Raw genomic sequence first — 13,320 nt, forward strand, 5'->3', positions numbered from 1 at the left:
GCGTTGACAAGCAGGGATTTTCTGCTTATTATTAGTAGGTAGCTTTAGGAGTATATAATCGAAATAGAAAGATCGGTATATGATATGATAATCATTGAAGAGACGGAAGAAGATAAAAATAGAGCCGCATTGCCGGACGAGGATTCCTTTGAGGATGAGGAACTGACCACGGAGGAAGCAAAATACCGCAGCGCAAAAGATCTGAGAGATTCGCTGGAGTGTGTGGAACGGTATGAGCAGGGTGTCAGAACATTGTTAGATGCAGCAGCGCTGTTTGATGAGATTGACGACTATGAGGACAGTGCCAGACTTGCGGAGGAATGCCGCAAAAAGGCGAAAGACTATGAGAAAAAGGGTATGGAAAAGGCTTATCAGCAGGCAGTAAAGCTTTGCAGGGAGGCAGTAACCAAAATGGATTACCGTACAGCGATCACGGAGCTGGAGCGTTTTCCTCAGTATAAGGATAGTGGGCAACGGATTGAAGCCTGCAAAAAGGAGATCGTTCGTCTGGAGACAAAGGCTGCGTGGAAGAACCGGATCATTGCGCTTGTTGTTATTGCGGTAATGGCACTTTGTATCTGGGGCGTTTTCTCTTTACTCTTATAAATTTGAAGTTATACACAAGTGAGGAAGGATAAATTATGTATTATGTACTAAAAGATGTATTGACAACCAATCAAATTGCTATGCTGGGAGTTCTGGCTGCATTTATACTGACATTTTTGATGCTGAAGTTTCCGTTTCCGTTTCTGCCGAAGGATCAGGGACGTGCTTTCGCAGTAAATGGAGCACTTTCCAAAGGAAAGCTTCGTGGTGTGGGATTGACCTTTGTTTGTGCATTTATTGTATGTTCTCTTTTATTTTTACCAATTACCAGAGAATATGTTATTTATTGTATTCTCCTGTTTGCTATGATGCTCAGCGGTTATCTGGATGATGCTTCTGACAAGCCATGGAACGATTACAAAAAGGGAGCCATTGATCTGATTCTTTCACTGGTGGCAATGTGGACCTTTGTTTCCAACAATTCTACAGATATTATGTTGTTTGGCAGCACCATTTCCATTCCGGTTCCTGTTTATTTCATTTTGGGAGTCGTTTTACTGTGGGTATCGGTCAATGTCACAAATTGTACGGATGGTGTCGATGGGCTTTGTGCCAGTCTCTGTATGGTCGTGCTGGGCGGTTTTACAGTGATCTTTTCCAAAGAGCTGGGACAGTATGGCATTGCAAGTCTGATGTTTATGGGTGTCCTGCTGGCATACCTGTATTTTAATTCCAAACCAAGCTCTATGCTGATGGGAGACGCCGGTTCCAGAGCACTGGGATTTTATCTTGCCGTGATTGCTATGAAATCGGGTCATCCGTTTGCATACATAATTCTTGCACTGGTGGTTATCATAGATGGAGGAATCGGACTGGTAAAGATCTTCCTGAAGAGATTCTTTAAGATCAGTATTTTGAAAAATACGCTGACCCCTCTTCACGATCACGTCCGCAAAAATAAGGAGTGGTCAGACACACAGGTGGTCTTTCGGTTCTGCATTTATCAGATCGTGCTGGTGGCGGTTGCCTATATTTTTGCAGCATATCTGTAAAGAAAAGGGTGTAGAATATATTAAAATGTTGTTTTATGTGACCGGGCCGCATAAAGGGGCGGCAGAATGGAGTCAGTTATGGTAATTACAAAATATTCCCTGATCGGAGCGGTGCTTCAGATGTACCCTTCCGCAGAGAAATGCTTTAATGAAATGGGGATGCATTGTGTATCCTGCCATATGTCGCCGAGAGAGACATTGGAGCAGGCGTGTCAGGTACATTCCTGCGATGTGGATGAATTGATTCAAAAGTTAGACGAACACATTAATGGACCTGCCTGAGCAGGTCCGTTTTTTGTGTATAGAAAATGCAGAATTTGCCACTAGCTATAAAATAACAATATTAGCACAGGAAAGATCCTCTGCCAGATTATAGACCCTGCCGCTTTGCAGCCCCACGACGGTAGGACGCAGAACAGAAAGTGCGCTGTTTTTTACGACACGGGCTTTCTCGCCGTTACTCAGCTCTACGGTAGAGTCCACCGGATAAAGAATGACACTGGAGAGAAAGCTACGCATGGCTGTGATATCCAGCTCACCGGACATGGACATGACCATCTCTACTGCTGTTCTCTGGGAAAATGCCTTTTTGTAAGGACGTTCCGTGACAAGAGCGTCATATACATCCACGACGGATAAAATCTTGGCATATGGAACGATCTTATCGCTGCCAACGCCCATGGGATAACCGGATCCGTTCATTTTTTCGTGGTGCTGAAGCACCGCAAAACAGATGCTGTCGTTGAATTCGTTTTTCTCTTTAATGATGCGGTAGCCCAACAGGGAATGCTCCTTTATTATTGCAAATTCATCATCCGTCAGACGTCCCGGTTTGTTCAGGATATTTAATGGGATCTTTGACTTACCCATGTCGTGAAGAAGTCCGGCGATGCCGATGTTGTAAACATCCTGCTGGGACATCTGCATATTTTTGGCAACGATCATAGACATGGTAGCGACGTCTACACTATGCTTGAAGGTGTATTCATCGCTTGTTTTCAGGGCACTGATATCCACGGCTATAGCAGCGTTGTCATCAATGGCGCGCATCAGATCGCTGGTGATCGTGGTCGTTGTCTGGGCGAAATGCGGATTGTTGGTATCGCTGTACAGATGTTGTATACCTTCAGAAATACGTTTTTTTACACTGACGGAAAGGCTTACCTTGGCGGGATCTGCCTCGCGGTATTTAGCAATATTGTTTTTGGCAATGGCAGAAGCAGGCTCAGCAACAGAAGAGGGATCCTCATCATCTTCTCCCTCCCGGATATACACACCATTGATATTAAGTTTTTTGAGTGCCTCAATCTGGTATTCATCCAGATAAGAGCCGCGTACGATCAGGGAATGCCCCCAGCTGTTTTTAATCTCCTGATCGATCCGCATCCCCTTACGGAGATCTCGTGTTCTCACAAAATATCGTTTTATCACATTCTTACCGCCTTTATGTACAAGATATACTTATAATATAGTATACAATATTTTTGAAAATAGATAAAGACCTCCGTAAAAATAAAAAAACTATCGCTTTTTGGGATGAAATTCGTTATACTTGAAAGAAGTAGTTCGGAGAAAACGTTTATCCGAACAAATTAAAATGACAGAAAGTGAGGAATACATAATATGAAGCGATGCAAAAAAGAATGGAATGAAAGCAGATCAAGATTTTTATTGACAGTGGCATTTCTGTTGTGCGCATTGATTTTTGCAAATACTACCACAGTAAATGCAGCAGTTTCGCAGGATGGTCAATATACCTATGAGCTGGATGCAGCCGGACATGCAGTGCTGACCTCTTATCTGGGACAGGATACAGAAGTGGCAGTGCCGGCAACCATGGACGGTATCAGTGTCTCTGCGTTGTCAGGCACATATCAGAATCACAATAAGATTACCAAAGTGAAAATTCCGGCAGGCATCACATCAGTAAATGAAACGGCATTTGCAGGCTGCTATGGGATCAGTGCCTTTGAAGTGGATCCGGCGAATCAGAGTCTGTGCAGCGACGGAGATGGAGTGCTTCTGAGCAAGGATGGCACAGTATGCGTGCGTTATCCGGTAGGAAAGCATCAGAGCTCCGGGACATACCGTATTCCGGCAAGTGTTGTGAATATCGGTGGATATGCCTTTGAAGGTTACAATACGCCAGGTATTGAAATTCCTGCAAATGTCCGCGTGATCGGTGACTACGCCTTTGCTAATACACAGAATTTTAATGGCGTCAGTGTCTGGGAGGAAGGCACACAGATCATAGGAACATACGCATTTTACAAATGCACCAATCTCCGGCTTCTGGATAAGGCAGCTTTGCCGGCATCAGTAAATAAGCTGGGAGTTTATGCTTTTGCAGAATGTTCCAATATACAGATTGATATTTCCAAATCCACGATCACAGAGATTCCGGATTATCTGTTTTATAATTGTGACAATCTTCACAATCTTACATTGCCGGTGACCGTGACAACCGTAGGAGCATACGCATTTTCTGATTGCAACAATCTGAATGAAGTAATCTTTGATGCAGCACTTCGACAGATCAAGGAAGGGGCATTTGCCAAATGTGGCAATCTTCATACCGTCAATATTCCGGAGGGAGTGACCGCGATTGAAAACAATACCTTCAACGGCTGCCAGAATTTGAATACCGTTGTGCTGCCAAGCACACTGAAAACTATTGGAGATGGAGCATTTGCAGGCTGCCGGAATATTCATTCCATCAATATTCCGGAGGGTGTCACCTACATTTCTAATACAAGCTTTGAGGGCGTGGATACATCCGCGATCGCATTGAATATAAAAGTGCAGAAAACAACTCTTAAGTCCGCAAAAAGAAAAGGAAAAAAACTGACGATCCGCTGGAAAAAGACAGAAGATGCCCAGGGCTATGTGATATATCGTTCCAAAAAGAAAAATGGCGGATACAAAAAGGTGAAGACCATTAAAAAAGCGGAAATCTGCAAATGTACCCAGAAGGTAAAAAAGCAGAAAAAGAATAAAAAATATTATTACAAAGTAAAAACCTACAAAGTGGTTCTTGGAAAGAAATATTTCAGTTCCTTTAGTAATGTAAAAGCAGTACGGTAATAGGAAAAAACAAAGCATTACTGTGTAAAGACAAAAAAGAAAGGCAGAAAAATTATGGATGGAGACTTATTTTCTTTTGGAGAAGAGGAAGAGAAGGCTTTGAAAGCACAGGAGAAGGAAGATAAACGAATATTAGAAGAGAAAGGTTTTTCGCTGTCAGATGGTGATGAACTCAAAGGGGTTGGAGAGTTTTTGCTGGATGATGTGGATGAAGATTTATGGTAAAAATAAAACTGTTTTCCGGTTTTTCGGGAAGCAGTTTTTTAGTTTTTCTCGTAATCATTTTCGTAAATAAATAGGCTTGAAACGGCGAATTTTCTTGACAAAAGCACAACATGCGCCTAATATATAAATCGGGTTATATATAATATTTATTATGATAGGAGATACGTCAGCAATGCCACCGAAGACACAAATACCAAAAGAAATGATTTTAAAGACCGGTTTGGATCTGGTGATCCGGGAAGGCTATGAAGTGATCAATATTAAACGTCTGGCAAAGGAGCTTGGCTGTTCTACGCAGCCGATTTCCTGGTCCTTTGGCAATATGGAAGCGTTTCGGGAGGAGCTCTTTCAATATGCATTAAATTATATGAATTCCAAAATGAGACCCAATGGAAAGAATCCGGCAGCGGCATTATTTTCTGTGGGGGAGACCTATGTAAATATGGCCTTTGATGAGCCAAATCTGATCCGTTATCTGCGGACGGATTCAAAGGGACTTGTCAATCTTGGCGGCATCGGAGCTGTATTTAATGAGGAGAAGAACAAATCTCTCCGGGAAGCACTTTGCCGTGTTGTGGGGATTAGCGAGGAGAAAGCCAGGGAATTTATGAATACGGTCGTGATCTATACACAGGGACTAGTGACGTTTATTATAGACGGAACGATCACCGTATCCCGTGAGGAAGCCATGCGGATGCTGGAAAATGTGGGCGTGATGCATATGGTATATGCCGGCATTCCGTTTGAAAAGGCATCTGTCCTTTTTAAGGAATGATGGATTTGTCAATTTTTTAGGGTAGTCTTACACTGCAATATTTGATACAATTATACTGATATATTCTGAAACAGAGCAGGGCGCAGTATTGTTGTACAATATTGCAGTTTTTCTTTTGTTAGAAAGTAAAATTTCTAATGAAGTAACAGGAGGGACGATATGAAGAAAATCAAAAGAAGGGGTTTATCATGGCTTCTGGTTATGGCCATGGTATTGTCCGGTCTGGCACTGCCAAACGGACAGAAAGCAAAGGCGGCGGAGACGTCGTATGATCTGACGGTCAAGAAGGGACAGAGTCCTTTGACCATGGCAAAGAATCCGTATGGAACAGATTACATATCTGATATTCTCTTTGATGTACCGGATGTGATATCTACGAAGGATAAGGTTCAGGCTTGTAGTTCAAGGATTGAAGTGACATTAAAGATCAATAGTGTCAGCAGTGATACGGGAAGCATTCACGCTATGCTCTACACACAGGATGATGATTATGACAAATCATGGAATCAGAGCGAAGCACAGAGTGTGACGGCAGGGAAAGAAATGACACTTAGCTATGAGCTGTCCGATATGAATTGGAAGGGAACAATATTGAAAAATATTGCGATCCGTTTTGCTGATAATGCAGTGAATACATCGACCATTTCATATAAAATCAGTTCTGCAAAAGTGATTGTGGATGATTCTTCTTCCACAGGCGGTTCTGCCGGAGGCACCACAGAGGATGGTCTGGATGCCAATGCCAGAGAGGATTCCAGCCTGTATTCGGCATCATATACCGCTAAACCGGGTAATCAGTATTGGACAGAATATACATTTTCTATTACAAATCATACATCACAGGCAGTTTCTAAGGTGCAGGCAGTGATGAAGACCAGTGGAGAGCCAAAAGGCTTTAAATCTTTTGAATCGATCAATGCGGTATATAATGCGACTGTTGGCGGCGTGATCGTTTATTATGCCGGGGAGATTGCAGCAGGAGCTACAGTTAATATTAATGGAAAGATTGGCTTTGATCCTACCTCTGTCACGGTTGGTTCAGCTTATGTGCGCGCGGTAAACTGCAATCCGCCATCCGGGGAAAGCACAGAATCCGGCAAACTAAATTATAAATTGACCGGAACCACAAAAGATATTCCCGATGCACAGACGCCGGTTGGAAAGCATGGCAAGCTTCATCTGAAGAAGGTGGCAGGCTACGGAAATGCTCCGGTTATCGTGGATAAGAACGACAATCCATATCAGCTGCGGGGGGCAAGTTCCCATGGTATTCAGTGGGATGTTGGATATAATTATGTCAATAAAGGAGCTATGCAAAGTCTTCGTGACGAGTGGGGTGTCAATCTGTTCCGCATGGCATGCTATGTAACACAGGATGGTTATACGGTAGGAGCCCAGAGCAGAATGGATCAGAAGATCGAGGAGGGTGTTCAGGCAGCGAAAGAGCTGGGAATGTATGTGATCGTAGACTGGCATATTCACGCAGAAAATCCTCATACGACGAAATCCTGGGCAAAGGATTTCTTTAAGAAATATGCAACGAAATATAAAGATTATGATAATGTGATTTTTGAGATCTGTAATGAACCGACAGGTGTACAGTGGTATACAGGCGGAGGCAATGATCTGTACAGCTATTGCAAAGAGATTGCCGGTATTATCCGTGATTGCGGCAGTGATGCATTGATCGTCTGTGGAACTAATACATGGTCTCAGGATGTGGAGGATGTTGCAAAGAAGCCGTTAAAGGACGATGGATTTGAAGATATTCTTTATACGTTTCATTTTTATTCCGGAAGTCACTATGCAGATAAAATGGCAAAAGTAAAGACGGCTACGGCAGATGGCACACCGATCTTTGTGACCGAGTTTGGTATTTGTGATGCTTCAGGAAATGGTGGTTTTGACACAGCCAATGCAGATGCGTGGATTAAACTGTGTGATTCTTATAATATCAGTTATGCCTGCTGGAGTTTTTGCAATAAAGGTGAATCAGCATCTTATTTGAGTACTTCCTGCAGTAAGACCACAGGAGGATATGTAGCTTCAGATCTTGCGACTACAGGCATCTGGCTCGTCAATACATATCGTGCACATCAGGATATTGAAGAGGGAATCGATACCAAGGTGACGCCAAAGCCGTCGACAAGTGCCAGCGCAAAGCCGGGTACAAGTTCAAGTGAGAAGCCGTCAACAAGTGCCAGCGCAAAGCCGGGTACAAGTTCAAGTGAGAAGCCGTCAACAAGTGCCAGCGCAAAGCCGGGTACAAGTTCAAGTGAGAAACCGTCAACAAGTGCCAGTGCAAAGCCGGGTACAAGTTCAAGTGAGAAGCCGTCAACAAGTGCCAGCGCAAAGCCGGGTACAAGTTCAAGTGAGAAGCCGTCAACAAGTGCCAGCGCAAAGCCGGGTACAAGTTCAAGTGAGAAACCGTCAACAAGTGCCAGTGCGAAACCGGGGACAGATCCAGGCAGCAACCCAGAGGTCAGTTCCAATCCAGCAACGGATAAGACACCGGTACCCGGAGAATCGCAGAAACCAGGAGAGTCTGCAGGACCGGCACCGGGGAGTTCTGAGGCACCGGTACCCGGAGAGTCTGTAGGACCAGTACCGGGGAGTTCTGAGGCACCGGTACCAGGAGAGTCTGTAGGACCAGTACCGGGAAGCTCCGGGACGCCGGTACCGGATACATCATCAAAACCGGGAACTTCTCCAACACCGACAAAGAGCCAGGATGGATCTACGTCATCCGGTGGCGGCAAGACGACAACAGCACCTTCCGGCAGTACGGCACAATCTCCATCTACAGAGGACGAGGATCTGACAGAGGATGGAGAGGAAATAACACTTCGTTTAGCAAAGAAAACATTAACGATCAAGCGTGGAAAGAAAAAACGTATTGTTATTAAGGTAAAAGCATCCGGCGATAAGGTGAAGCGATATAAAGTAATTGGCAGGAAAAAGATTGTCCGGGTCAATGCAAAGGGTGTTGTCGCAGCAAAGAAAAAGGGAAAAGTTACGATCAAGGTTATTATGAAAAGCGGCGCAACAGCAAAGTGTAAGATAATCGTAAAGAAGTAAAATAATAACGTAATTGCAGTATAAGCAAGTGATCTGAAGATACCTCCGGAATTTATTTCCGGAGGTATCTTTGTTAAAGAAAAAGAAACATATTATTAATGGATTATTCATTGTATTTCCGATAACCGTTTTGTATAATAATTTCGCTTTTTGGAATATTGCAATGGAGGGAAAGAAAATGTCTGCAAAAAAAAGTAAAATGAAAAATCTGACGGAAGGTTCTCCGGCCAAGCTGATCATCGGCTTCGCAATTCCTATGTTTTTGGGAATGCTGTTTCAGCAGTTTTACAGTATGGTGGACACGATGATCGTGGGAAAGTTTTTGGGATTAAAACCGTTGGCGGGGGTAGGGTCTACGGGATCTCTTAACTTTATGGTCATCGGCTTCTGCATCGGTGTGTGTAATGGTTTTGCCATACCGGTTGCACAAAAATTTGGCGCGAAGGATGAAAGTGCTTTACGTCGTTTTGTAGCAAACGCCACATGGCTTTGTGTCGGTTTTGCGGTCGTGATGACACTGGCATCGTCTGTTTTTTGCAGGGATATTCTGCTTTTTTTGCGGACGCCGGAGGATGTATTTCAGTATGCCTATTGGTATATGCTGATCATATTTCTGGGAATTCCATGTACCTTTTTATATAATTTTCTTGCGGCATTGATCCGTTCTTTGGGAGACAGCAGAACACCGGTTGTTTTTCTGGCAATTTCGTCTGTCCTGAATATTGGACTTGATTTGCTGTTTATTTTATTATTCCGCTGGGGAGTGATCGGGGCTGCGCTTGCAACAGTGCTTTCACAGGGAATCTCCGGTATATGCTGTTTGTGGTATGTGGGGAAGACATTTCCAATCCTGCATGGCAGCCGAAGCGAGTGGAGGGCACAGCCCAAATATATGGTACGTCTATGTACAATCGGGATTCCTATGGGACTGCAGTATTCTATCACAGCGATCGGAACTCTTGTGATCCAGGCGGCAGTCAATGGATTTGGAGCCACTGTTATGGCAGGAGTGACCGCAGCGGGACGTTTGGGAAATTTCCTTTCCTGTCCAATAGAAGCACTTGGACAGACCATGGCACCATATGTTGGTCAGAATGTGGGAGCCGGAAAACTGGACCGGGTAGGAAAGGGGTTAAAAGCGGCATCACTGATGGGCTTTTGTGTGTCAGCAGTGCTTTTGGCAATCGTCGTTCTTTTTGGACGCAGAATGTCCGTCCTGTTTCTTGATGCGAACGAGGTTGAGGCGATGGGATATGCATATCAGTATATGACAGTCACAGCGGCCGGATATTGTCTGCTGACGCTTGTTAATACAGTGAGGTTCACCATTCAGGGAATGGGATTTTCCGGAATTGCCATTCTTGCAGGAGTGTTTGAAATGGCAGCGAGAACTCTGGCGGGAACACTCCTGGTAGCTGTTAGTGGATATTTTGGAATCTGCATGGCCAATACATTGGCATGGATCTTTGCAGATGCATTTTTAATCCCAGCGTTCTTCCTTTGCCGCAGGAAATTGGCAAAAGAAGGACTCGAATAGAATAATTACTCAAATTTCCCACACAGAATGATGTGGTATACCCATAATATTTTCATTCATCTTCTTCTATTTCTTTTTCATCCCTTGTGATCTGCTTTCGCGCTTTAATCTTTGCAAATTCTATCATTTCTTTCTTGTCTTCATCGGACATTTTCTGAAAATAAAAAAGAAACTCTTTTTCCAGAGTCGAGGTAAACATATATTTTTTGCGGTTTGCCGGATTATTATAAAATTCAAGATATTCGGAAAGTTCTGAACTGGAAGAAGTAGGTGTCGGAGCATCATATGAAACATCCCGGTCAATTTGTAGTGTCAGGTGCATTAAGTCGTCTACGGATATATTGTATAATCCAGCCAGTTTATAGAGCGATTCGGCGTCCGGCATTCGTTTGCCCGTTTCGTAGTGGCTGTATGTCTGTCGGACGATTCCAAGTGCCTCTGCAACATAATCCTGTGTGTAGTTGTGCACTTTTCTTAGTTGTTTTAATTTCTGTGGAAGTAAACTTTTTTTCATAAATTAATACCGCCTTCTTTTTATTTAGTGTATTTTTCCCTATTAACGCGGATGTTATTGATTGTAGCAAATGCACAATATGACGTTAAAAGAATGATGTAAAATTAACAAAAAGAGATACGAAATGTTGCGAAAATGTCATTTTTACAAGAAATTTAAGAAAGATATGTTGTGCATAATGTACATATTTTCGGGCATCCGGTGTACAAAGTAAACAAAACGCTACAATCCGTAGCATAAAATGGAAAATAATGTTAAATATAAATAACAATTTGACGATATAAAAGATACAAAACGTAGCACAAAGGAATGACAAAACACACATGGAGGTGCGCCGTATTATGACGGCAGGCACTCAGATTGGAGACTGCATGCTGAAATTATCATTGAAACAGGGACAATACATCAATATTGGTGACAACATCCGCGTCGTATATGTTGGCGGAAGCGGTGGCCACGGTCGTTTGATGATCGATGCCCCCAAGGAGATCCCGATTGTACGAAGCAACATTGAGGAGAATCCGGAACGTCGCAGAGAAACTTACTATCCGGAGGAAAAAATTTCTGCAGAAGCCCAGAAAAAAATTCAGAGAATTCTGTGGGAAGAGCGTCATAAGGGTGAGGCGGAAAATTAGAAATCCAATATGGTAATAGGCAGAAACACACCCGGGACTTCTGCTTGTTATAGATCACTTCCTCGGGAAACGGATTTCCAGAGGGCAACCAATCATAAACCACGATATGTGGAACAAGGAGGATAATATTATGATAGTACAACACAACATTACAGCGATGAACGCAAACAGAATGCTGGGACTGACAACAGGTTCCCTTTCCAAGTCAACAGAGAAGCTTTCTTCCGGTTACAAGATTAACCGTGCAGCAGATGACGCAGCAGGTCTTTCTATTTCCGAGAAGATGCGTAAGCAGATCCGTGGTCTTAGCCAGGCATCTACAAATGCAGAGGATGGTATCTCCTGTGTACAGACTGCAGAGGGTGCACTGAATGAGATTCACTCTATGCTTCAGAGAATGAACGAGTTGGCAGTACAGTCTGCTAATGGTACAAATTCTGAGTCTGACCGTACCGCAATTCAGAACGAGATCGATCAGCTTTCTACAGAGATTGATCGTGTATCTGAGACAACGAAGTATAATGAGACATATCTGCTGAAGGGTGATAAGAGCCTGGATAAGCAGTATACTTATAGTTATAAGAATTTTAAGACACCATCTGCAGGTGCTGTTGCTGAAACAACAGGTCAGTCAAAATTGACCTTTGCATTTACAGCGGTAGCGTCTACAACACAGAAAATGCAGGATGAGACAAACGAGTTTTTGAATGCAACCCGTGATCAGGGAGTTAAAGTTGAGTCATTTTGGAATACATCACTGAAAACTGCGGCTGCTGATTACAAGATTTCCTTAACGGGTTCTATTGCTGATAAGTTTACACTGACTCAGACAGCAGATGGTGCAGCAACATTTACACTTTCTGATAAAGAAGGTACCAAATTAGGAACAGTTACGTTAGGTGGTACAGCGGTGACAGATGCAAACTCGCCAAAACAGTCAGATACCATAATTACAAAGGATGCAGATTTAACTGTTGCTAAATCCAATAATGCTCAGGCAAAGTATTACGATAAGGATGGAAATGCAATTTCAGCTAATGCGTTATCTAATTATGTGAAATTTGATGGTACAAATGTGTCTCCTCGTAGTGATTCACCGAAGGTATACGACGCATTAGGCAAAGCAACAACTATCAGTAAAGATGATATAGGATATCTTCAGGACCTTACAGCTGACCTTACTGTTAAGCTTCATGTTGGTGCTGATGCTACATCAAATAATCAGATTTCTATCAATATTGCAGCTATGAGTGCAAAAGGTCTTGGAATTAATGGCTTGAAAGTAGATGGTGGTGATGATACAAATGCATTGAATGCAATCGACACCATTAAAACTTCAATCCAGAAAGTTTCCGATCAGCGTTCCGCTCTTGGTGCTGTTCAGAATCGTCTGGAGCATACCATTGCAAACTTAGATAACGTTGTTGAGAACACAACGGCCGCTGAGTCTCGTATCCGTGATACAGATATGGCAGAAGAGATGGTTACATACTCAAAGAACAGTATCCTTCAGCAGGCCGGTCAGTCTATGCTTGCACAGGCTAATCAGGCAAACCAGGGTGTACTGTCACTCCTTCAGTAATTCGATGGAAGGAATTGAGTACGTGGCGTAGAAAGTTCAGCTGCAAGTAAAAATGTGTAAAGAAAGATCACCATGAATTGGTACGGATTGTAACCGGTTCGTGGTGGTCTTTTGAGTTTCTTAAATTAGGTGATATCTGAAAAATAATAACGAAAACTTTTGGTATTGCTATTTGGTGTGGGAAGTTTTCGTTAATAATCAGTCATATCGCTATCTAAATATTTCCGAAATTCGTCCGTTGAAATCTTTAATTGATCTGCGGCAATCTCGACAGAGATATTTCCGGATCTGC

At 43.1% G+C, this 13,320-nt stretch carries 12 protein-coding genes; 10 read left to right on the plus strand and 2 right to left on the minus strand.

Annotated features, from left to right (window positions below; all coding sequences use genetic code 11):
• The first annotated feature begins 84 nt into the window (after nucleotides 1-84).
• The 3 genes from H8704_RS09290 to H8704_RS09300 all read left to right on the plus strand — a co-directional run bounded on the left by H8704_RS09290 (nucleotide 85) and on the right by H8704_RS09300 (nucleotide 1,880).
• Nucleotides 85-606, plus strand: coding sequence for a hypothetical protein (locus tag H8704_RS09290; RefSeq protein ID WP_249298077.1), 522 nt, complete (start codon nucleotides 85-87; stop codon nucleotides 604-606).
• 35 nt (nucleotides 607-641) lie between these two features.
• A complete protein-coding gene (locus H8704_RS09295) occupies nucleotides 642-1,598 on the plus strand; it encodes an MraY family glycosyltransferase (RefSeq protein WP_022464166.1) in 957 nt (318 codons plus the stop codon).
• Between the two features lie 66 nt (nucleotides 1,599-1,664).
• Nucleotides 1,665-1,880, plus strand: a complete 216-nt coding sequence (locus H8704_RS09300) for a DUF1858 domain-containing protein (RefSeq protein ID WP_243101896.1) — start codon at nucleotides 1,665-1,667, stop codon at nucleotides 1,878-1,880.
• A 45-nt stretch (nucleotides 1,881-1,925) separates the two neighbouring features.
• On the opposite strand, the gene H8704_RS09305 is transcribed toward H8704_RS09300, so the two are convergent.
• Nucleotides 1,926-3,011 carry an HD-GYP domain-containing protein gene (locus tag H8704_RS09305; RefSeq protein WP_249298078.1) on the minus strand — a complete coding sequence of 362 codons (1,086 nt, stop codon included), beginning with the start codon at nucleotides 3,009-3,011 and terminating at the stop codon, nucleotides 1,926-1,928.
• 210 nt (nucleotides 3,012-3,221) lie between these two features.
• Between H8704_RS09305 and H8704_RS09310 the strand changes: the two genes are divergently transcribed.
• The 5 genes from H8704_RS09310 to H8704_RS09330 all read left to right on the plus strand — a co-directional run bounded on the left by H8704_RS09310 (nucleotide 3,222) and on the right by H8704_RS09330 (nucleotide 10,297).
• Nucleotides 3,222-4,682, plus strand: a complete 1,461-nt coding sequence (locus H8704_RS09310) for a leucine-rich repeat domain-containing protein (protein ID WP_249298079.1) — start codon at nucleotides 3,222-3,224, stop codon at nucleotides 4,680-4,682.
• Between the two features lie 54 nt (nucleotides 4,683-4,736).
• Entirely contained in the window at nucleotides 4,737-4,907 is a 171-nt protein-coding gene (locus H8704_RS09315; protein WP_182439674.1) for a hypothetical protein, read from the plus strand.
• Nucleotides 4,908-5,079: 172 nt separating this feature from the next.
• Nucleotides 5,080-5,682, plus strand: coding sequence for a TetR/AcrR family transcriptional regulator (locus H8704_RS09320; protein WP_249298080.1), 603 nt, complete (start codon nucleotides 5,080-5,082; stop codon nucleotides 5,680-5,682).
• A gap of 159 nt (nucleotides 5,683-5,841) precedes the next feature.
• Complete coding sequence (locus tag H8704_RS09325; RefSeq protein ID WP_249298081.1) at nucleotides 5,842-8,760, plus strand: glycoside hydrolase family 5 protein; 2,919 nt, start codon at nucleotides 5,842-5,844, stop codon at nucleotides 8,758-8,760.
• Nucleotides 8,761-8,938: 178 nt separating this feature from the next.
• Nucleotides 8,939-10,297 (plus strand): MATE family efflux transporter, encoded by a 1,359-nt coding sequence (locus tag H8704_RS09330; RefSeq protein WP_249298082.1) that lies wholly within the window; start codon nucleotides 8,939-8,941, stop codon nucleotides 10,295-10,297.
• 52 nt (nucleotides 10,298-10,349) lie between these two features.
• Here H8704_RS09330 and H8704_RS09335 read toward each other — a convergent pair whose 3' ends face one another.
• Nucleotides 10,350-10,811, minus strand: a complete 462-nt coding sequence (locus tag H8704_RS09335) for a helix-turn-helix domain-containing protein (protein WP_022464636.1) — start codon at nucleotides 10,809-10,811, stop codon at nucleotides 10,350-10,352.
• Nucleotides 10,812-11,152: 341 nt separating this feature from the next.
• Between H8704_RS09335 and H8704_RS09340 the strand changes: the two genes are divergently transcribed.
• Nucleotides 11,153-11,446, plus strand: coding sequence for a carbon storage regulator (locus H8704_RS09340; RefSeq protein WP_249298083.1), 294 nt, complete (start codon nucleotides 11,153-11,155; stop codon nucleotides 11,444-11,446).
• A gap of 130 nt (nucleotides 11,447-11,576) precedes the next feature.
• A complete protein-coding gene (locus H8704_RS09345; protein WP_249298084.1) occupies nucleotides 11,577-13,028 on the plus strand; it encodes a flagellin N-terminal helical domain-containing protein in 1,452 nt (483 codons plus the stop codon).
• Nucleotides 13,029-13,320: the final 292 nt, after the last annotated feature.

The sequence above is a fragment of the Jutongia huaianensis genome, from assembly GCF_014384985.1.
GTDB lineage: Bacteria > Bacillota > Clostridia > Lachnospirales > Lachnospiraceae > Jutongia > Jutongia huaianensis.